This window comes from Sphingomonas kyeonggiensis (genome assembly GCF_014196745.1).
Taxonomy (GTDB): domain Bacteria; phylum Pseudomonadota; class Alphaproteobacteria; order Sphingomonadales; family Sphingomonadaceae; genus Sphingomonas; species Sphingomonas kyeonggiensis.
This window is the reverse complement of the sequence record NZ_JACIEH010000002.1, coordinates 1,077,272-1,099,305: the sequence shown is the minus strand read 5'-3', so window position 1 is coordinate 1,099,305 and position 22,034 is coordinate 1,077,272. Positions and strand designations below refer to the sequence as shown.

General features: G+C 69.0%; 10 protein-coding genes. 1 reads left to right on the top strand and 9 read right to left on the bottom strand.

The window, feature by feature from the left end; genetic code table 11:
- Nucleotides 1-29 precede the first annotated feature (29 nt).
- Nucleotides 30-1,112, bottom strand: a complete 1,083-nt coding sequence (locus tag GGR46_RS13750; protein WP_183998499.1) for an NmrA family NAD(P)-binding protein — start codon at nt 1,110-1,112, stop codon at nt 30-32.
- A gap of 132 nt (nt 1,113-1,244) precedes the next feature.
- On the opposite strand from GGR46_RS13750, the gene GGR46_RS13745 reads away from it, so the two are divergent.
- Nucleotides 1,245-1,742 (top strand): winged helix-turn-helix transcriptional regulator, encoded by a 498-nt coding sequence (locus GGR46_RS13745; RefSeq protein ID WP_343058161.1) that lies wholly within the window; start codon nt 1,245-1,247, stop codon nt 1,740-1,742.
- A 118-nt stretch (nt 1,743-1,860) separates the two neighbouring features.
- Here the strand turns inward: GGR46_RS13745 and GGR46_RS13740 are convergent, their stop codons facing one another.
- Genes GGR46_RS13740 through GGR46_RS13705 form a run of 8 tightly spaced genes read right to left on the bottom strand, consistent with a single transcriptional unit; the run spans nt 1,861 to nt 22,024 of the window.
- Complete coding sequence (locus GGR46_RS13740) at nt 1,861-10,608, bottom strand: hypothetical protein (RefSeq protein ID WP_183998497.1); 8,748 nt, start codon at nt 10,606-10,608, stop codon at nt 1,861-1,863.
- Complete coding sequence (locus GGR46_RS13735; RefSeq protein WP_183998496.1) at nt 10,605-12,482, bottom strand: ATP-binding protein; 1,878 nt, start codon at nt 12,480-12,482, stop codon at nt 10,605-10,607. The genes GGR46_RS13740 and GGR46_RS13735 overlap by 4 nt, the downstream gene beginning before the upstream one ends.
- The gene (locus tag GGR46_RS13730) at nt 12,479-13,969 is read right to left on the bottom strand and encodes a hypothetical protein (protein ID WP_183998495.1); all 1,491 of its coding nucleotides are present in this window, start codon (nt 13,967-13,969) and stop codon (nt 12,479-12,481) included. The genes GGR46_RS13735 and GGR46_RS13730 overlap by 4 nt, the downstream gene beginning before the upstream one ends.
- Nucleotides 13,969-18,336 carry a hypothetical protein gene (locus tag GGR46_RS13725; protein WP_183998494.1) on the bottom strand — a complete coding sequence of 1,456 codons (4,368 nt, stop codon included), beginning with the start codon at nt 18,334-18,336 and terminating at the stop codon, nt 13,969-13,971. Before GGR46_RS13725 ends, GGR46_RS13730 begins: the two co-directional genes overlap by 1 nt.
- A gap of 21 nt (nt 18,337-18,357) precedes the next feature.
- Complete coding sequence (locus tag GGR46_RS13720) at nt 18,358-20,544, bottom strand: hypothetical protein (RefSeq protein WP_183998493.1); 2,187 nt, start codon at nt 20,542-20,544, stop codon at nt 18,358-18,360.
- 24 nt (nt 20,545-20,568) lie between these two features.
- Nucleotides 20,569-21,435 carry a hypothetical protein gene (locus GGR46_RS13715; RefSeq protein WP_183998492.1) on the bottom strand — a complete coding sequence of 289 codons (867 nt, stop codon included), beginning with the start codon at nt 21,433-21,435 and terminating at the stop codon, nt 20,569-20,571.
- A gap of 13 nt (nt 21,436-21,448) precedes the next feature.
- Nucleotides 21,449-21,688 carry a hypothetical protein gene (locus tag GGR46_RS13710; protein ID WP_183998491.1) on the bottom strand — a complete coding sequence of 80 codons (240 nt, stop codon included), beginning with the start codon at nt 21,686-21,688 and terminating at the stop codon, nt 21,449-21,451.
- 3 nt (nt 21,689-21,691) lie between these two features.
- On the bottom strand, nt 21,692-22,024 hold the full coding sequence (locus tag GGR46_RS13705) for a hypothetical protein (protein ID WP_183998490.1): 333 nt from the start codon (nt 22,022-22,024) through the stop codon (nt 21,692-21,694).
- Between the last annotated feature and the right edge of the window lie 10 nt (nt 22,025-22,034).

Below are 22,034 nucleotides of genomic sequence, written 5' to 3'. Positions count from 1 at the left end.
CCGCCGGAGCGGAAGTCTGCACCCTGCGATCAGAGCGCGCCGCGTCGATGGTCCTCGCTCAGCTTGAGGATCGGCCGCTTCGACAGGTTCTCCGGCTGCATGCGTTCCCAGAGCGTCAGGGTCCCCGCCTCTTTCGCGCGCTGCTCCTCGCGCCGCATCCACTCCTCGGCGCTCCGGATCCGGTTCGGGTGGATTTCGTCGAGCAAGGCATAGTCCCGCTGGATTACGTCGTACTTCCACTGATTCCAGAAGCCGGTGAAATTGTCGCGGAAGCTCATCGTCGCCTTGTCGTTCGGATCGGCATTATATCCGGCCGGCAGGGCGGCGATCGCCTGCAGCGGCGCGAAATAGGTATCGAGATCGGTGTCGACAAAGCGGGCCGGATGCCCGGTCACCCGCTCGAACGCCGCGGCGAGATCGGCGTAGCGGACATGCTCGATCGCCACCTCGAGGTCCATGCCGTTGGCCCGATCCGGGTTGTCGAACAGCCAGCGTACATAATGGCCGCAATCCTTCAGCGCGACATGGACCACTGCGCCCGCCCCCAGCGGCACCCGCCAGGTCAGCACTCCGTCCTCCATCCGCGGGGTCATCGGCGTCTGGGCCGAGAACGCCATCTCGATATAGGGACCGGTGGTGAACAGCGCGGCGCCCATCCGATCGCCATTGGATCGGTTCTGTTCGAGGATCCACTCGCCGATCCGGCCCTTCCCGTCATAATGGCCCGTGCGGAAGGTCGACCGATATCCGGCCTTTTTCAGTGTGTAGTCCAGATTGCCGTAGACGAAGAACTTCACGCCCTCCTCGATCGCGATCTCGTAGCAGCGGATCGCCCAGTACATCTCGGTCTTCTCGCCGGCGTTGAACCCGTCGATGTTGACGAAGGCGCCGTCGCACGCGCGCAGGCCCTCCCGGAGAATGGCTTCGTCTGCAAAACTGCCCTCGAGGAACGAGACATCCCCCATGGCGGCAAGCGCCCGCGCCCGCGCGGATCCGGCATCCCGCGTCAGGGCAAGGACCGAGTAGCGCCCGTCCGCCACCAGCCCGTGCACCACCGGAAGGCCCTGCGCACCGGTCGCGCCGATCACGAAAATTCGAGAGACACTGGTCATTTCCGACTCCTAAAAGCTGACCGCATCAACTAACTCTCATCATAGGAGCATATCAACTCTTATAATAAGAGTTATTGCTGAAATCGGTGTCCGGCTGGAGGTGTGACCGTGCGATCAAAGGGTTTCGAGGGAATGGCGTGCTCGATCGCGGAGGTGATGGGAGCCGTAGGCGACCGCTGGGGTCTACTCATCATGCGCGACCTGCTGCTCGGCCTGACCCGCTATGACGATCTGCGGCGCTCCACCGGCGTCACCAACGCGACCTTGTCCGATCGCCTGAAGTCGCTGGAACAGTCGGAGCTCATCGAACGAAGGCAATATCAGGCGCGGCCGGACCGGCACGAATATGTCCCGACCGAAAAGGGCCGGGATCTGGCCCTGCTCATGCAGGCGATGGTCCAGGTCGGCGACAAATGGCGCGAGGCCGTGCGTGAAGGTGCACCGTTGCGGTTCATCGATGCGGAGACTGGCCATGGCTTGAAGCTGGCCCTTCTCGATGCCGAGACGGCACCCGTCCCGTCCCGCGCGATCGCCGTCGAGCCTGGCCCGGGAGGAGATGCGCTTATGCGGTGGCGCGTGGCCCAGGGCGCTGAGGAGCGCGACAGGCGAACCCGAAGCCGCCCGGGATGATGCCCGCGTGCCCCTCATCCGCCCTCGGGCGATCGATCGCCAACCATGGTTGACACTGCTCCCGGCTTGGCAGCCCTTCGGCGGACGACGACAAGGGGCTCCGACTGTCGAGATCGGCCTAGGGCGTGTCGTCTTCCGGCGGGGGCGGAGGCGGGGGCGGCAGCAGCGTCTGGATCGGCGTGCCCTGCTGAAGGGTCTTGGCGCGCTTTTCGGCCAACTTCTTCCCATATTCCTTGATCATGTCCGCGATTGCGTCCGTGATCAGCTTGCGGACCCGGATTTCCTCCAGCCGCTGGGCCTTTACCATCTCCGCACTGTATCCGTATTGCGCCGCCTTCTCGAAGCTGATGTCCGACCAGTTGAGATCGCTCTTCATGAACCGATTGGCGTCGCGGTGCATCATCTTCAGATTATCCGGGATATCGGGCAGGCCGATCACTCTTCTCTGGATTTCGGCACGGGTGTCGGCATCGAGCTGATCCCCGATGATCAGAAGTTCCCCGAGTTTCGACATATTGGCGACTTCGGCCAGGGGTATGAGGTGATCCACATCGAACTTGAGCGGCGTTCCCTTCAATTTCTGATAGGCCGCGAATTCCGGGGGACCCATATATTCGTCATATTTCAGGGTGCCGCGCTTCGCCTGGTAGTTGGGGCCGGTGCTTAGCAGATCCTTGACCGGCTGATTGGCCTTGCGCACGGCCAGCTTGGCATCGGGCAGCTGAATCTCGCGCCAATGCTTCGCATCGGCAACTGCCTGTTGCCAATTCTCCTGGCCGCGGATGAGCGTGGGCCCCTGCGCATCTTCGATGTCGAGCCGCAACTGGGCCAGCTCCCTGCGGCGCTCCAGATATTTGCGGACCTCCGCGACCACGTTGGGATCGGGATGACGATCGTTGAAGTGCGGATCGCGGAGCAGGTTGTCGAGCGTCTCCACATTCTCGTCGTGATTCGGGGCGCGCCCCGTGCCCGGGCGTTCCAGCGTCGGATCGAGTTTGGTGGCCAGCAGGCGCGCGTCAGGGGACAGCGCCTTCTTCATCGCCGCATCTTCGTGGATCCGCTTCGCCACCTCCGCCGGGCCGTTGTTGGCCAGATTGCTGAGCGATTCGGCGCGACTGTCCTGCAACAGCGCGCTCGCTTCCGCGAGAGCGAGCTTCCGTTCGGCCGCCCGGGCGCCGGCGAGATCGAATACCCATTTCGACTGCTTGCCCTCGCGGCCGGTCGCCTCGGTCGTCGCCGCCGCGGCGGCAGGATCGACGACAACCGGCGGGGCGGCGGCGGGATCGACGACGGCCGGCGCAGCTTGTGTCTCCGGCGCGGCCTGCTGCTTGGCGGCCTTCGCCTGCGCCCTTTCCGCCTTCTTCGCCTCCCGCTCCTGATCGCGCGCGGCCTTCTTGTCCGCCTTCGCCTGGAGTTTCGCCGCCTCGGCTTGCGCCTCCGCCTGCTGCGAAGCCGTCAATACGATCTTGCGCTTGGGGTTGTCGGGGTGGGGCACCTTTCTGGTTTCGGCGATGGAGGGATCCTGTTTGACCAGGTCCTTGAGCGAATGCAGCACCTCACCCTCGGGCGCGGGCGTGGGCGCGGCCTTGCGGGTGAAGCCGAGCTGGTCGTTGAACGTATCGGCCAGCACTTGCGAGCGCAGCGAGAACTGGTCGCCCCGGCCGATCCCGTTGGTCAGGCTATCCATGCCCAGATCGCCATGGACGATCGCGACCATGTGAAGCTTCTTCTCGGCCAGAAACGCTTCGAACACTTCACCGCGCGTCGGGCTCTTCTGCGGATAGGGGTCGCCGGCGGCATAGTGCCGGGCGGTTTTGTACGGCGATTCCAGGCCCGGTATCGAGGATTTCGACGGCGGATAGGCGGCCGGGACACGGTCGAGGAACTCGTCCCATGCGGCGCGGTGCTTGCCGCCGGTGCGCACGTCCAGCATCTCGCGCGGGATGTCGCGCCCGCGCATCAGGAAGGGGAATATCTCGCCGGGAAGCTGGGGCGTGCCGTCCGGGTGGTTCTTGCCGACCATGCGCCGGGCATAGAGCAGGGCGTTGTCGAGCTGGCTGGTCAGATAGAGGCCGCGGCCGAAATCGTCCGAGCTGCCGTCCGTGATCTTGGTCATGTCGATCCCGCCCTCGCGGATCGATTTGCTGCGGCCCTCGGGCGCGCCGTGGAAGACGAGATGCAGCGGCTCGTCGGGGTCGAGTTCGCCGCGCCGTACCATGTCCGCGCGATTGGCCTCGAGCACCAACGCGGCGACCTTCTTGCGGGTGTCGAACGGGATGTTCTCGTCGTTCACCACCAGGTGCAGTCGCGCGATCGAGTCCTTCTCGCCCACAAGCCCCATTGTGCGGAGGGTCTCGTGCGTCTCGGATGGGGGCAGCGCCTGCGCGCGCCGCGCGACGGTCTGGATGTCCGAGACGTCACGTGGGCTAAGCGAAGTGTGGCCCGACCCGGCCGACAGCGCGCGGGGCTCGGATTGCGGCACCTTGGCCGGAACAAGGACCGGCTCGACATAGCTTTCCGGCAGGCGGAAGTTGAAGTTCAGCGTCTCGCTGAGGAACTCGTGATAGGCGCGCATCGTCGCGAATTCGCGCTTGGTGTGCACGCCGGTTTCGGGATGCGGGAAGTTGATCCAGATCGGCTTTTCGGGGTTATTGGTATTGATCCCGAAATCGGTGAAATTGAATTTTCCGTTGTCGATGAAATAGATACGTGACGACCGCTCGGCATGACCAAGGTCGGTCACCTCGCCGATCACCTGATGCATGTCGCCCGGCTCGCCGCTGGGCAGGCGGCTGATCAGCTCGGTATGCGCCAGGGGCTTTCCGTGGGCATCGGTCCCGTTGGGATGGAAATGATGCTCGATGACCCAGTGGCCACCCTGCTCGTTGAGCAGCGCCTGCCATGCCGTGCGGCGGCCCACGCTATTCGGCCCGCGTAGTTCGCCGGCGGAGTTGATCCGCCCGACACTGCCCTTGGCGCCCTGGATGACGACATATTCACCGGTCACCGGGTTGCGGTAGACCGCGACCTCGCGGTTCGGGTCGGCGAGGACCATGCGGCCGAAATTGTCGTTCGCCGCCTCGCGGCTGCGCGACTCCGGATGGACGAACACGGTACCCTCGGCGATCGGCCCGAGCGCGACCATGTCGACGCTGGCGACCGCGAACCGCTTCTCGGTGGCGCCGCCATTGTCGTTGGCGGCGGGGGCGCTGCCGCCTCCGGATCCCTTGAGCGTGAGCAGCACCTCGGACTCGCCCGTGCGCCCCGCGCTGACCGGCTGTTTCTCGACCTGCGTGGTGGGCGGATCCTCGTGCTTGACCGGTGGAAGCAGCTTGTCCGTCGGCTCGGCTTGCGGCCCCGCCAGCTCCTCGTGATCGGTCTTGGGCGGCGTCAGCGCGGTTTCCTCGGCGGCGGGAGTCTTGCCGGGCGGGAGCAGCTTCTGCTCCGGCGGCGCATCAAGCAGCCTGCCCGACCCGATCATCTCGGCAGCGCGCGTGGTATCGGCGTCGAGATGCGGCAGCTTGCCGGCACCACCCTTGCCGGCATCGCCCCCCGCTTCCGTCTCCGGCCTGGCGACCGCGGCGAGCCGCGCGGTCTCCGCCTCGGCGTCCCCTCCCCCGGCATGCTCGCGCGGCTTGCCCTGCTGGGCCAAGGGATCATGCGGATTGTTGTCGACCCAATGCTGCTCTTCGGCGCGGGAGGCGTAGCGCTTGCGCATGCGCCGATCCCCCACCCCTTCGGCCGCGCCCTGGATGAAGTTGGTCAGGCCGGCGGTGCCCATTTCGCGGAAGATCTGGCCATAGCTGATATTGTCGCCCTTGATGTGCTTGTCGTAGAGCATCTCGCCGCCCTTCGACGCCATCCCGCTCGCACCCGAGCCGGCGGCGCGGGTGCCGATCTCGACCGCCCAATGCTTGGCGACGGCCTGTTCGCCCGCACGGATGACCTCGGCCTCGGACTTGCCCGCCGCCAATGCCACCGCCATCGCGCGCTGCGACACGCCCGAGCTGAGCCGCTTCGATGCGGCCTCGAACATCTTGCTGCCGCCCCGCGCGCCAAGGGCCCCGAGCCCGCCGCCCAGTGCGCCCTTGGCCATCGAGTGGAAGATGTTCATGCCATAATCTTCCCGCCGCCGGGCGGCGGGATCGAGCGCGGCATTGGCCCCGCCTGCGAGCATCGAGCTGCCCGCGCCGATCACCACTTCCTCGGTCAGCGTGAGCGCGCGCAGGGCGCCCGCGGACCCGGCGGCCTTGGCCAGCGCCTGCTCGCTCATCCGCCAGGAACCGGCCAGCGCCTTGAGCGCAGGCGAGCCGCCCCGCAACGCCGCCCCTGCCCCCGCGCCGATCCCGGCGGTGGCGGCCTGGACGACGGTCTGGACGAGATCGCGAACCATGTCGTCCCGGCCATAGCGCCCGCCCTTGATCGCGACGTTCAGCCCCATCCCGACCAGCCCGGCGCCCAGCGTCACCAGCGCCGGGATCCAGATCGACGCCGCCGCGCCGCCGGTGAGCACGGTGGTGACCACCGCCGCGACCACCACCAGCGCGGTCGCGACGAAATTGGCGATGCTGTCGACCGAGGCGACATAGTTGTCCGCGGTGATGCGCGACATCGTCACCGCACGCTCGAAGGCCGTGGCATCCCCCTTCTCGGGCGGCACGAAATCGCCATTCTCGTCGAAGTTGATCTTGATCGGCAGGCCGGTCTGCGGATCCTTGCTGCGAATGCGGCCGCGCTCGTCGACCTGGCCTTCCTTGATCCCCATCAGCCGGCGAAGCTCGGCGGCATTGTCGGTCAGCTTCTTGTAGTCGCCATAGGCGAGAGCCATGCCGAGCACGCCCGCCTGCTCGGTCTGCTGGTCCATCACCCGAAGGGCGATCTCGCCGCGTTCCTTGGGGTTCTGCGGCACGCCCATGAAGGCGATCTCGATCTCGTTGGCATCGTCGCCGCTGAAGGTCGCACCGTTCCAATTGTGCCAGTTCCAGTGGTTGCCGTTGATTCCGAGCTGTTCCTCGAGCCCCTTCTCGCCCTTGTGTGCCTCGTTATAGGCCGTGATGAGCTTGGCGATCTCCTCCTTGTCCATCCGTTTGAGCTGCTGGATCGCGATCTCCTTCTTCTCGCTGCTGATCGCGAGCTCGATCGCAGCGAGCGGGGAGCCCTTGGGATCGGAGACTATGCCGACGGCGTCGTCCGCTGCCTTCTTGTCGTTGCCGAACTTCGCCCCGAGCTGCACGGACAGCTCCTTGCGGATGTCCTCGGCGCTCCGCTTGTTATCCTGGTGCGGCGTGCCGTCCTTCTTCGCCTGGCGGTCGAGCTGGTCCTGCGCATAGAGCAGCAGCACCGCGTCCTGTTCTTCCTTGGCCCCTTTCAGGCCCTGTTCGCGCACCTTGGCATCGTAATGGCCACCCTCGACCGCATCCGCCCCGCCGAAATGCATCGACTCGTCGAGCCCTTCGCGCTTGGGCTTGCCCGCGCGGTTCATCTCGATGCCGAGCCGGGCGGCGCGCGCCTCCTTGGAATCCGCGCCGTTCTCCACGATCCGCTTGATCCACAATTTATGGTCGTCGCCGACCTTGTCGACCGTGTCCCACTCGACCGGCGGATATTCGCCGCTGCCCTGGCTTTCGTGATGATGGGTGATCGTCCTGGTCGCCGCCTCGATGATCCCCTGTTGTGCAGCGCTGAGCTTCTCCTCCTTGGTCGGTGGCTTGCCGTCCTTGCCAGCGGCCGGCACCGCGCCGGTGTTCCGGCCATAGGCGAGCTGGGTCTTCTCCCACTCGTTCTTCTCGCGATCCCTGCGTTTGGTATCGCTGCCCAGATTGAAGGGATCGTCGTTGCCGGCGAGGCGTGAGGTTCCGGAGGATTTGCCGACATCGCCGATGCCCTTGCCGGTCTTTTCCCAGCCCTCCTCACCTTCCACCGCGCGGCCGGCGGCGATCGCCTCCTGCAGGCGGATCGCGTTGTAGTTCGCCGAGGCCTCGCTGGCGGGGAGGAACTTGCCATCGGCGTCGAGGCCGATCAGCGCCTCGAACTTCTTGCGATCGGCGCCCTCCAGCTCCTTCGCCATCGTGATCAGCTCGGCGCCATGGTCCTTGCGCAGCTGGGCGAGATCCGCGGGCGACAGGCTTTCCAGCGTCTGGCGGGCACGCTCATTGTCGTCGGTCCAGTTGAACGCCGCACGCAGGTCGGCGATCGCCGCGGCGCCGGTCTTGCCGTTGAGCGAACGTATCGCGGAATTATAGTTCTGCTGCTTGGTCTCGGGCATCCCCCAGCTGTTGCCCATCGCCTTGCGGATCCGCTCGTCCAGCGTGCTGCCATGCGCGAGATCCTGGCGGTAGGCGGTCCCCTGGATCGCGGTGGTACCCCTTAGTTCGGCGACGATGCGGTCCCCGTCGGAGGAGAACCAGGCGCTGCATTCCTTGTCGATGGCCTCGGAGTGCTTGGTCAGCGCCTCGCTGACGCTGCGGCGCGCATTGCCCTGGAATTCCTTGATCGCCGGACTCGCCAGGACATTGCCGGCAATCTTGCCCGATAGCTCGATCAGCTTGTCGACCGTCATCTGGTCCTTGGCGCCAGCCTCTCCGCCCTTCCCCTTCTCCGCCGCGCCCTTGCCGTCCGCCTTGGGCGCGGGCTTGTCCGGTTTCTTGGTGCCGGCCTCGTTACTGGCGGCGGGCGGAGCCTCGTTGCAGCCACCACAGCTACCCGCGGGCTCGGCCGGCGCTCCGGCACCGGGTTCGGCCTGCTTGGCGCCACCCTTGGCCTTGAACTTGGGCGGGCCCGAGCCGGGCGAGCTGGTGACCGCCTGGGGGGCGGCGCCGTCGAGCGAGCCCTCCCCCTTGGCCGCCGGCGCGCCGCCGCCAGCCTTCGCATCCCCCTTGGCCGCGCCGTCCTTCCCGGCGCCCTTGTCGCCGCCCTGCTTGTCCTCACCCTGCTTGTCGCCGCCCGCCTTGGCGGTGGCGCCGGTGAGCATCGCGTTGACTTCGGCACCCGTCGCGTCGACCGCGGCACCAAGCTTCTCGACCGCGGTCTTGTAGCTGTTGTCCATCGGGTCGAGGAAACCCTGGCATTGCTGGGTGACCGATCCAGGCAGGTCCTTGAGCCCGTCCAGCCCCTTGCCGACCTCGCCCAGATAGCTGGCGATGCTGTTGGCCACCATGTCGCCGCTCGACTTGGCGATGTCGGCGATGCCGCGGGCAATGCCCAGATCGAAGCGTATTGCCTGGCGATCGATTGGTGCGACCTGCTGCCCGAAGACGGACTGGGCAAGCCCGGGTTGCTTCGCCGCGCTGGTCGCAATGGTCACGCGCAACCTGCTGGTGCTCGTGCCGACCGCCTTGGCGAACTCGCTCTCGGGCCGATCCTTGAGATCCTCGAGGCGATCGACGACACCCTGCAGCGCCTGGGGCTGCGATTCCGCCATCGCCAGGAGGGTACGCACCTGCGCACGGCCGACGCCTTCGATCCGGCTGGTCTCGCTGGCCATCGTCGCGGCGGCGGATTCGATGTAGCGCGTACGTGCGCTGTCATGCTGCTTGACCAGGGCGTCATCGGTGCTGGCAACGCCGCGCTCGATCATGTCCTCGAGCTGGAGCTCGGTATTGGCGATCGAGGACAGCCCGGCATCGCGCGCCGACCGGATCGCGTTGGGGCCGGTTTCGTGGACGCTCTTCACCCGCCCGTTCATGTCGGCAAAGGCGCCGGAGAACTTGCACGGCAGGCAGGCGTTGAGCTTCTCCAACGGCTCGCGGAAGCCCTTGACCATTTCGGTGAAGGCCTTGACCTCCTCGCTCGCCTTTTCGGGAAGCTTGGCGTCGATCGCCTCGTTGATCGGCGGGGTCCACACCTCGCCGCCATCGTCATGCACGGGAGCAGGATTGCCCTTGAGCGATGTGAGCGCCAGGATCGCCTTGTCCGAACTCGTCGCGAGATCGGTGACCGCCTTGCTCGATCTGGCGCTGATCTCCTTGGCCCGCCCCTGCGGGCCGCTCATCGCCTGGAGATAGCTGGTGTAGAGCGCCGAGAGCGTGCCCAGCGACGAGTTCGAGGCGCCCCATACCTTGCGCCGGATCGCATCGGCGCCGTCATGGAGCGCGGTGAGCGCCTCCTCGCGGCCGAACATCAGCCGCGTGCGCGCCTGGTCGAGATCGCCATCCAGGCGGCTGAGCTGCTGGTCGAGCGCGTCGCGGTGGCGATCCGCGATCCGGCTCGAGAAGGTGCGCGACTCCTCCGCGAGCCGGCGGGCGCCGTCGTTCAGCTGCTGGAACAGGTTGAAGCTCGCGGTCGCCGCCTCGGCGAAGCGGGCACGATAGTCGGCGGGATTCACCACTTCGGGCTTGTCGGCCTTCTTCGCCTTGGCCGGACCGAAAGGCAGCGCACGCGGGGCCGAGAACGCGACGGTATCGGCAACGACCTCGAAGCGCGGGCGGGCGAGTTGCCCCGATCCGGTGACCGGCGTCATCGGCTCGTGGAGGAAGTGGAGAATCGCGAGCTTGCCGCCCGCATCGCCGCCCTTGGCCTTGCCGCCCGCCTTGCCCTTTCCCTTGGCGGCGGACGCCTTGGCCTTCTGGTCCTTGCCCTTGGCGGCCGCACCGCCGCCGGCGCCGGGCCCGTCCTTGCCGGCCTTCCCCTTCGCCTTGTCGTCGACCTTGTCGGTCTTCTGGGCGTCGAGCTTCTGCCCGTCGAGGCCCTTGGCATCCAGCATGCCATCGAGCTGGGGCGGCGGCGCGAGATAGGCGGGACGTGCCGGCAGGTCCTGCAGCGTCGCGGTCATGACGGGTGAGGTGGCGAACGAACGCTGCGGGGTGAAGCCGCCACGCTTCGCGGGCCTGGCCGCGCGGGGCGCCAGGGCAACGCCGGCGCCGCTCATCGCGACAGATGGGGCGGCGGGCGCCCCAGCTTGCCATATTCCTCGCACGTCGCGGCGGCCACCGCCTCCCAGCCGATCGCAGTGCCCGCGGCACGGGCGCGCGCGGCGGCAGCGAGGACGATGTTGCGGATGTGCCCGCCCGCCAGGTCGACCGCGATCGCGATCCGGTCGAGCGCGGCATCGTCGAGCTGGTGCGCGTCGCCCAGATGCGCCCGCCACAGGTCCCGCCGCGCGGGCGCCTCGGGCATCGGAAATTCGAGGATCACGTCGAGCCGACGCGCGAAGGCGGGATCGAACCGGTCGCGGCTGTTGCTCGCGAGCAGCGCGATCCCGTCGAACTCCTCGATCCGCTGGAGGAGGAAATTGGTCTGCGCATTGGCATAGCGATCATGCGCGTCGCTGACGTCGGTGCGCGCGCCGAACAGCGAATCCGCCTCGTCGAAGAACAGCAGCACATCGGCATGCTCGGCCGCACCGAGGATGGCGGAGAGGTTCTTCTCCGTCTCGCCGATCCATTTCGACGTGAGCGCGGACATGTCGACGCGGTACAGCGGCAGGCCGAGCTTGCCCGCCAGCCAATGCGCCGCGAGCGTCTTGCCGGTCCCGGATTCGCCGGTGAACAAGGCGCGGACGCCGGGGCGGTAGCGCGCCGATACCGCCGTGCCGAGCCCGCGCGAGAGCGTCGAGCGGAGCTGGGCGCGGGTCACCAGCCGGGCGAGCGCGTCGTCCAGCTCGGGAGGAAGCACCAGGCTGCCGTCGGGGACCTGCGCATCGCTGCGGCGGGCGAGCATGTCGAGCGAAGCCGCCCCTGCTGCGACGCCGGCGATGATGTCCTGCCACTCCAGCGCCCCGCGTCCTTCGATCCGGGCATGATCGTGCGCGCGGCGCGCGGCCTCGGCGATCCGCCCCGCACCCTGGCGGAAGCTGGCCGCCGCGGTGGCGGCATCAACCTGCGCCGCACCGGCGTCGCGCCACAGGCCGGCACGCGCCTCCTCGTCCGGCATGGCGAGCAGCCATTCGACCGGTGGCTCCTCGGCCTCGATCACGCCGTCCAGGCCGGGCAGGACGAACCACGGCCCGGCATAATGGCCGAGCGGCGGAAGCGGCCAGCGCTCGCCGGGGCCGGGGCGCGGCGCGAACAGCGGGGCGTGGCCGCTCGCGAGCAGCCAGGCGGCGAGCCCGGGCGGGGGATCGCCGTCGATGCGGGCGAGCTGGAGGCCGAGCACGGATGCGGCGAGGATCGCGGCGGCCAGCGCCTCGGATGCGGAGGCGGAGCGGATCACCATCCCGCCGCGCGGGCGGTGCGCCAGAAGCCCTGCACGCGCAGTAGCAGCGGCACGCATCGCGTCGGGAAGCGGAACCCTTGGCGGGGTAACCGGGCGGACGTTCGCCCAGGCATCGGCATGGCCGGTCAGCGCGCCCAGCAGGGGCAGCGGGATGGAGAGGCTGCGTTCGGGCAGCGCCGCGGCTTCGCTGCCGATCTCGATCAGCCCCGAGGCGACCGCCGCGCCCGAGGCCAGGGCAAGCACCTCGCCCCCCACCGGCTCCAGCGCGGTGGCGACGAGGCCGAGCAAGGGACGCGAGCTACCGAGCGGATGCTGAACCTCGGCGAGCGCCCGCGCGGTGCGCGAGTCCCGCTCCACCGCGAGGCACAGGGCGGCGGCGGCGATCTCGGCATCGGACAGGTCGAGCGCCGCGGCCAGCGCGACGAGGCGGCGGTCCCGCTCGCCCGGCGCGGCGCGGAGCGCGGCGATGCAGGGCTGGAGCATGTCCGCACTCCAGCCCGAAACCGCCAGCGGCCCGCTGCCAGCATGCCCGACCGCCGCCAGCGCGAGCGTGCCAAGATCGGCGGTGATGGCGCCCTCGGCGGTCATGCCGGCACGCGGTCGCGATAGTGGTAGCGGATCACCAGCCCCAGCCAGCCGACCCAGCCCGGATCGAGATCGAGCGCCTTGCGGCGCAGCCGGATATCGGCGCTTTCGGGCGACATGCGGATGTCGATCCCTTCATCCCGGCGCGTGAGATGGCCCGGCCGATTGACGATGTCGGCGAGCGTGCAGCGGACGTTGCGGCGCAGCCAGCGGTCGAGGCCGATGCGCCATGCGGCAAGGATCTCGGGGTCGATCGGCTCCACCTCGCCTAGCAGCGCGAACAGCGGGTCCTCGGCCTCCACCCACATGCGCTCCGCGATATGCACGAGCAGCGCCCGGCCGAAGCCGGCCATGGCGAGATCGGGACGCTCGGCGAGCCAGGGCTCGATGTTCATGCGCCAGAGCGGACGGACGAGCAGGAATAGGCCCGCAGCCTTGGTGGCCCTTTCCAGGCACTCGCCGAGATAGGGTTCCGGTTCGGCCAATGCCGGACTTTCGGATACCAGGCTTGCGGGCGCCGCGTCGCCGGCTTCGACCTGATGCTCGGCCGCAATGCTAGGCCGATCCACGGGCCGGGTGAGTCGCCGGTCCGGTTCGGCAGCCGCATCGGGCCGGTCAGGTGCGCGATCGGCCCGCGCCTTTTCCCCCTCCGGCGGAGCGGCCGGCGCGGTCGCCTCCGCCAGGATCGACGCCTGCAGCGCCTGCGCCATCCTCGCGATCGCCTCCGGCGCGACAGCGCGTTCGGGCGCGGCCGCAATCAGGGCAAAGCGCGCCAGCCATTCCCGCGCAGCCTCGGTCCCGCGCGCATCGGCCAGCACCGCGTGGATCGCCGCGACCGCCACGGGCTCGAGCCTCGCAAAGAGCTGGCGTGCCCGATGCGCAAGGACGGGATCTGCCCTGGCGGACTCGGCCATAGCAGCCGGTGCCCGCAACGGTGCCGGGGCAGCAACGGCCTGCGACACGGCCGGTGGCGCCAGAGCCTGGGCCAGCCACGCCAGCACGCGCGCCGCCTCGCCTGCCCTGACCGCCACGATCAGCGCGCGCGCAAGCGGCGGCAGCGCCTCGGGATGGAGGAGCGCATGGCCGATCTCGCTGGCGACCCAGCCGGCCGGCGACAATCCCTGCAAGCCTGGAACCGCCAGCCGCCAGAACCAGGCGGTCGGCGCTCGGCCGCTCGCCAGCAGGGCGAGCAGCAAGGCGCGCGCCTCTTCCTCGGAGCGGAACCAGACCGCATCGGCATCGGCCGCGCCCGCCTGGGCCGCATGGACCGCGCGGGCACGCTGTTCGCGCACACGATCGGCCACCCGCGCTTCCCACAAGGCGGGCGGCGCGCGGGCGGGCAAGGCCCCCAGATCGAGGCGGCGCAGCACGAGCAGGCGATCGTCGTCGGGCACCGCGAGCCGCAACGCATCCTCGCTGCGCATCCGTGTCTCGCCGACCCGGCCCGGCGCCGCCGAGATCGCGAGGCGCGCGACACTCACTTCCGCCATCAGCGCGCTCCGGTGTCGCTGACGTGGAAGCTCATCGTCTGGGCGATGGTCGTGGTCTGGCCGTACAGCTTGACGATGCGCGCCCGGGCGAGCCCGTCGCCGATATCGTCGACAACCGCCTGCGCCACCGATTGCTGGTCGGCACCGCGGACCAGCACCGTCATGCCGATACGCGCGATGCCGACGTCGATCGCGAGATCGAGCCGGACGCCGATCCGGGCAGGCGCCGGGGCGACCAGCCGGGCGGGAATGATCCGCTCGACCGGGGCATGCGCGGCCAGCAGGATGCAGATGCGGACCAGCTCGTTGACCGCGGCTTCGGCGGGCGCGATCGACCGGTCGATCCGGCTGAACAGCCAGTCGACAAAGCCCTGTTGCGTCCGGCGCAGCGCGATCGGCAAATCATGCCAGCCGGGGAGCCCGGCCAGGTTGGAGAGCGGCGCCGGGCGATCGAACTCGGAGAGCAGCTCCGCCCATTCGAGCCGCAGGATCGGCGGGGTTTCGCCGAAACTGGCATGGAGGCAGCCCGCGACCTGGGCCAGTCCCTCGACTTCGGACGCGGCCATGCGTGCCAGCACCGCCCGCTGGTGATCGCCCGCGATCATGTCGGCCAGGCTGGCATGCTGGGCGAGCGCGACGATCGCGGAGGAAAGCTGCGACGAAGCAGCACCGGCGACATCGATGTCGAGCGCCATCGCCCGACGCGCGTCGAACAGGGTGCGCTGCGCCGCGATCGCGGTGTGGATCGCGGCGAGCATCACCGGCGGGTTGGACGGCGGGGTGTACTGAAGCAGGAACGGGTTGGCGGCACGCACCCGCACCGCGACCAGCGCCCTGCGCGCGGCATCGAGCCGGTCGATCAGCGCGAGCTGCGCCCTGACGCCCGGAAACCAGGCGACCGCGGCCTCACGGAACAGCGCGGTGAACTCGCGCAGCTCCTCGGGCACATTCTCATGCTCGCGCAGGCAGGCGGTGACCGGCGATTCCATCAGCGCCGCGACCGCGGGCGCAACCGGAATCGCATGGCTGCGATCGGCGCGGCGCGGCCTGCGGAAGACGATCGCCTTCACATTGGCATCGAGGATCGCCTTGCGCCGGGCATTGAGCGTCTGGACGCGGTCGCGCTCCTCGGCGAGCAGCGCGGTGGCGACGCTGACGTCGTGCCGCGCTTCCTCGAGTTCGACCGCGATGACGCGCAGCCGGGCGTCGATTCCGGCGACCTGGCCGAGCATCTCCTCGCGCACCGAGCGGGCATCGGCGAGCAGCTGGTTGTAGAGATCGATCCGCCCCTCGACCAGGCGCATCAGCGCCACGGTATTGTCGATCGCCCGCACCGCCGAGGCGAAATAATCGGCCTCGTGGCGTGAATTCTGCGCGGTACGCTCGTCGTCGTCGCGATACTCGACATTGTCGCCGGTCTTCACCCGGTCGAGGATCACGTCACCGATGCTGCCACCCTTCCGCGGCGGCGGCGGGTCGCCCTTCATGTTGGTGAAGCCCGGCGCGGGCAGGTCGCCCAGCGCGATGCCGGTGCGGCCTTCGCCGGTCAGCGGATCGCCGATCAGCCCGGCAATGGCGTTGACCACTGCATATTTGCCGGCAATCGCATAGGCATGCGCCTCGACCGCCGGGGCCGGACGGAGCCGTTCGGCGATCGACAGGCTGCGCTCGACCATGCCGGGCACGGGGTGCTGCGCCTGCACGTCGGTGGGGCGATAGGCGCTCATCTGCACCGCGCTGGCGGCAATGCTGTATTGCGGCAGTGCCTTCGACACCTGCGACCAGGAGATCGCGCTGTACGAAGTTTGCGCCTTCGCCGCCTGGGTGGTGCTCACCGCCTGGGATGCCACCTGATACGACATCACGTTGCTGGTGAACGAATATTGGCTGATCGCCAGCCCGTTGAGGAACAGCGCGCTGGGGGCGGGCTTCTCGTCCTTCTTGCGCGCCTTGGGATCCACTGCGGACTCGGTCCGCCCCCTCGCAGGCTGGGTTTCGAGCGGGTTGTCCTCGTCACGGAGGAAGTCGGTCTTGTATGCGGTCTTGAGGAAGGCGGCGAGGCCTTCGCTGGTCGCCCGCGCGCTCTCGTCGCGGTTCGCGAGATCGGCGAGCGCAGGCGAGGTCACCAGCCGCGACGCCGCGTCGCCACCGAGCAGATACTGGCGGACGCGGTAGATGTCGGCGCGGGCGCGGACGAAGCCGAGATCGATCGCGTCGTTGGTGATCCGCAGCCGGGCCTCGATCGCTGCGGTGAAGCCCTCGATCCCGGCTTCGGTGAGATCGGTGAAATCCCTGTCGAGGAAGCCCTGCGACCAGCGCGCACGGAAGCGCGTCAGGGCATTGACCGTGCGGATGCCATCGGCTTCGGTGGTGCCGTGATCCCCCTCGACCGGCGGATCGCCAAGCGTGGCGGAAGTCTGGGTCCAACCGGGATTGCCCCCGATGCTCAGCACCGACGCCGGTGGCGCGTCGTCGGCGATCCAGATCGTCTCGTTGCCGTCGGCGTCGATCTTGCCGATCGGTCCCCATTCGACAATGCCATTGTTCTGGGTGAGCTCGACCCCCTTGGCGACCGAGCCTGCCAGCGGCACGCCCGACGGCAGCCAGGCGATATCGGCGGAAGCCTCGAGCCGGGTCCACACCCCCGCCTCCGGCAGGTCGCCCATGTCGAACGGGCCGGGATTCGCGCCGACCGCCACCGGCAGACCGGAGGACGATCCCCAGAACACCACGGGCCCGAACCCGCCGATGACCGAGAAACGGATCGAGAGGCCGGTGGGAAAGGTCCCGGGCACCACCCGCACCCAGACAAAGGCGCGGTCGCCCTTGGCGAAGACCAGCGAGCTGCCGGCATTGGTCAGCTGATGCGACTTGACGGTGCCGCCTGACTGGATGCGGCGGAAGCGCGTCGCGGTGACCGGCGCGCGCTCGCTCGGATAGGGCAAGGCCTCGGCGAGCGGGAGCATCGCGTGCGACGGGCGGTTGCCGGTGACCCCGTCGATCAGCAGGTCGCGGCGGCGCATCAGCAGCTCGCGGCGGATCAGCCAGTCGCTGCGATCGTCGATATAGCGCGCCATCGCCCGGGCGAAGGCAGGATCGACCACCGCCGTCTCCAGCAGGCCGGGTTCGTAGACTCGCTCGGGCACCGGCACGAGCAGTTCCAGGACGTCGGGATAGGCCAGATTGATCGGGGCAAGGCCGGCGCTCTGGCCCACCGCGAAGTCGAGATGCTCCAGCGGGATCGGCGAGGCGCTGAGCGAGAAGCCGGGCGGGAAGAAATCCTGGCGGCGCGCGGCGAGGTCGATCACGCTGGCCGGCAGGAAGCCGACCGGCGGCAGCTCGCGAAAGGCGGCGGTGAGCGCGTCGGCGGTGAGGCTGTCGAGATCGGCGATCTGCTCGACGAACTGCGACACCCGCGCCTGCCAGAGCAGGGGCGATCCGCTCCCGGTCGTCAGCGGCGTGCGCGGATTGGGCTGGCCGCCGAGGCGGACGACCGCGGCGCGATCGACGAAGTCGAGCTTCCAGTCGTCGGTGAAGCCGACCAGCGCGATCGGAACGCCGATCGCTTCCCAGGGATGGAGCGCGCCGGGCGCCCGGGCGCGCTCGGCATCGAATACGCGATAGGCGACGCGGTTGCGCCGGTCGCTGCCCGGGCCGGGCAGCGCATAGTCGGGAATGCCCGTGGCGGTCAGCTCGGACGGCCAGGCGACCAGCACCAGGCGCACGCCGTCGATAAGGCGGAGATCGTCATAGGGATCGTCGCGCGGATCGGGCGGGCAGGTATCGCGCGGGCGCGCCTCGATCGTCGCGGTGACCGGCTCGGCGACCAGGACCATGACACGCGGCAGCGCGCTCGCTGCCTTGAAACCGATCAGCGAGCCGAGTGCAGGGCCGATACGGCGCGGAAGCAAGGGGGGAAGCGTATCCTTGCCCTTGGGCTCGGCGGTCTTCGGCGCCGGCTGTTTCGTAGCGATCGCGTTCAGGATATCGGCACGGGCATGGACCGGCAGCTTGCCGAGCGCGATGCGGCGCGGCGTGGAGACGGTGATGTCCTCGCCCGACGCGGCAAGGCCGTAGCCGGGCAGGATCTGGACCAGCGCATCGTCGGGCAATGCGCCGATCGCGCCGGGCTCGAGCAGCAGGTCCATGCCCGTGATGATGCCGGGGGTCAGGTTCTGCCCGCGCAGCCGCTGGATGCCGGCGCTGCACGCCTGCTCGGCGGCCAGCGCGCGATCCGAAAGCGCGCGGCCGGTGAAAGGGTTGATCCGCCGCCGCCACACCGCATCGAGCTGCGGCATCAGCGGCGGGTCGACGGCGATCACATGCTCGTCGGCAAGCGGACGGTCGATGGTGGAGACGATTTTCACCTGGCTTCTCCCGTCCGTGGCTCAGAATGCGCCGGCAAGGCGTCCGAGCGCCTGGCTGTTCTTGGCCTTGATCGCCTCGGCGACATTGGCGGCGAAGTCCTTGAAATCGCCCGCCTCGATGTCGCGGGCGGCCGCGTCGAGCAGCAGCGCATAGCCGGTGTCGCCGACCCACATCAGCTGCGTGCGGTCGAGCGCGGGGCGGATCGCCGCGGTCAGCCGGTCGATCCCGTCGCCGAGCGCGGCGTCGCCGAAATCGCTGGCGACATCGACGACATCGGCTTCGGTCAGCTTGGTGGTGCCATATTGCTCGGCACGCACGGCTATGGCCTTTTGCCGCTTGAACAGGACGAGCGCATTTGCGCGGCCGGCGACCGCCTCATCGACCTTCTCGGCGGATTTCGATCTCCCGACCGCAGCGGCCTTCTCGGCGACGGCTGCCTTCGCGGCAGCTGCGCGAGCCGACTCCGCCGGCGCCGCCTCGGCCACGGCCGAGGCCGAGGCAACGCTGGTCACCGCATCCTCGAGGCTGCGGAACACGGCGGTGACGAACACATCCGAATCGACCAGTCGCGCCGATCCGAGCAGCCCCAGCGTCCGTGCCTCGGCGAAAGGGGTGGAGGCGTCGTCGAGCTTCTTCTTGCGCGTGGTGAGGCCAAGCTCGGTGATGCGCTTGGTCACCTTGTTCACCAGCGCCTCGTCATCGCCGGCCACCGCCACCGGCAGGCCGACGATGTTGGCGCGATCGGCGACCGCGCGCCTGCGGACATACCAGAGGAGGGGCTGGTTGCCCTCGCCCACCGGGATTCCCGCGATCGCCTCCTGCCACGCCGCCTGCCAGGCCTTGAGCTCGGCGTCACTTGCCTCGGCGCGGGCGGATGCCTCCGCATCGCGCTCGCGGGCCTCGAGCAGCTTGGTCCGGCGGGCGAGCATCGCGGCCAGCATGTCGGCGGGTGCGCGGCGGATGCCCTGCGCGGGATCGGGAACCGTCGCGCGGGTCAGTGCGGTTAGCGCCGATTCGAAACGCTGGAGGCGGGGGCGCGGAACCGGGGCCAATACGACCACTCCGGTCGCGTCGAGATCCTCTGGATCGTCGAGCAGGTCGATCGGCGGCAGCGCCAGGCTCTCCTCGACCAGCGCCGCGACTTCGTCCTCGGGGATGAAGCTGATGTCGACATCGACTGCGGGCGGGAACCAGAGCTGGCGGAAGCCCATGGTGTCGAGCAGGATCGCGCCCGCCGGCAGCTGGCCGACCGGCGGCAGCGCCGCGAAATATTGCGCGGCGGCAAAAGCGCTCGGCAATCCCGCATTCGCCCGCGCTTCGAGGACGTCGCCCAGATGCTCGCGGTGCTGGAGCACGAACGCCTCCGACAGCGCCCGCGGCCGCGCGCCCATGCTGACCTGGAGCGGCGTGTCGGCACCGGTCTCGCGGCGTACCATCGCCTGGTCGATCCAGCGGATCGCGCCCCGCTCCATCGCGATCATCGCGATCGGCAGCGCATCCTGCGGAAGCCCGCGCGGATCCCCGGTGAAGATGCGCCGGGCGACGCTCCGCCGCGCCTCGTCCAGCGTCGCGGCGCCCCCGGTATCCGGGAAGGGGATCAGCGTGATCGCCGTCGCCTCGATGATGTCGCCATCCTCGACATGGCGGCTGCCGGTGATGCTGGTGGGATAGGCCGCGATCGGATTGGCGGTGAACTCGACGGCGCGCAGCGCGAGGACGAACAGCCCGGTCCGCCGTCCGAGCGGCGCGCGGGGCTCGCGGCGCAGGCCCAGCGTCGCGTCGAGCCGCTCGACCGAGGGAAGATCGAGCGCGACCACCGAGCGCGTGTTGGCGACGAGGACGAGGTCGCCGCTCGGCGTGATGCCGTGCCCGCCCTCGATCACCAGCGTCTGGCCCGCGGTGTCGTTGCCCAGCCGCACGCGCAGCCCGGTGACCACCCCTGCGCCGCCGGCCCGCGCGAGATCGGCCTGGCGCTGGCGGATATAGCTCTGGTCGCGGGTCAGGTCGGCGCCGGTGAGGAAGCGCCCGTCGAAATAGGCCGGCTTCTGGCGCAGGCCGTCGAGCACCAGCGCAGAGTTGCCGAGCAGCGCCTGCATGTCGTCGCGCGAAAGCGTGTTGGGATCATCGCCCCGGGCCTGCCGCGCGATCTCGCTGGCTTCGGCTACGTCGATCCGGGTTCTCGCGCTGCTGTTGGTAAAGGAAGCCATGGCGATGGACCTCTCTGGAAAAGCTCAGGGTTCGGGTTGGATCAGGGGTTCGGCGGTGAAGCCGTCGCCGAGCCATTTGTTGGGCAGGTAGACGAATGGCCGGGCGCCATTGTCGACCGAGATCGGGCGCGTATCGTGGATCGCGACCCGCGCACCGGGCGGGCTGGCGGGAACATCGAGCGGGATCGTGACGCGTGCGAGGAAAAGCGCGGACGGGTCCTGCCCCTCCACATGTTCCTGGAGCGGATCGAGCAGCTGGTCGCTGCCCGAGGCAACCCCATTGTTCCAGCTGCCGAGCACGGCCGCGAGCTTGTCGGCATTGCTCGCGCCGGCGGAGGGCCAGTAGTTCTTCGGCAGCGGCGGGGTGCCTGGCTCCGCGCGAAGCACCAGTTCGAGCGCGGCGCCCTCGCTGATCCGCGAGGCGACCACCGCATCGAGCGCATCGAACGGCCCGGTGGCGAAGGCGGGGGTCTTGCCCAGCGCACAGTTCCGTGCCGAGAGGAAGACGTCGACGTACATCACCGGATCGGCCCCGCCCTGGTTGGCGGACTCCAGCACGTCGGTATCCTGCGCGTCGAACCAGCGGGTGATACGGATGCACCAGGGTTCGGCCAGCTCGATCAGTCGCCCGAACCGGTCGATCGCGACGCCCGGATCGACGTGCAGCTCGCGCTCGGGATCCGCCTCGGCGGGCGGACGTACGCGCAGGCCCGCGACGGTGCCGAAGCCGACCACGGACTTGAGCGCGGTGGCCAGGCGGGCGCGGTGATAGCTCTGCTCGTCGACGAAGTCCTCGGCATCGAGCAGCACGCCGGTGGCGTAGTTGACCCGCTCGGGGCGCGGCAGGCCCTCGATCGGATCGGCGGGTGCGAATGGATCGGCTTCGCTCATGGCCTGGTTTCCTTCATCGCGGACGCAGGACCGGGGTCACCGGCCGAGTGAGGACGACCGGCTCCACCGGCCGAAGGGGACGAATGGGTCGGAGCGCGACGACCTCGACGACCAGCTCGACGGGCTCGCTCTCGTTCTTCTCGTTGTCGACCACGACCAGCTGGAAGCGCCATTTGCCGGGCGCGAGCGCGTTCTCGACCAGCAGGCCGGGTTCGCGGCTGGCCACCGTCTTGCCAGGCGTGAGCGTCGCCATGGCTCAGGGCAGCAGCGTGAAGCGATACTGGACGATCGTGCCCGGCGCGACATCGATCGACTTCGCGGCGGACAGCGTGAAGCTCTTGCCCTCGATCACCACCGCCGGGTCGATCTTCTTGCCGCCGCCGTCGACCAGTTCGAGCACCGCGGTCGGCGCGTTCAGCGCCTGGACGGTGAGGTCGACAAAGGCCGGTTCGCTCTCATTGCCTTCATTGTCGATCACGACGAGCTGGAACCGGTGGGGGCCGGGCGGCAATGGATTGGCCTTGGACACCTCGACCTTGATCACCGCTTCGGTGGATGTCTGGGGCTCGTTGACCTTGAACTGGGGCATGTCTCGGGTC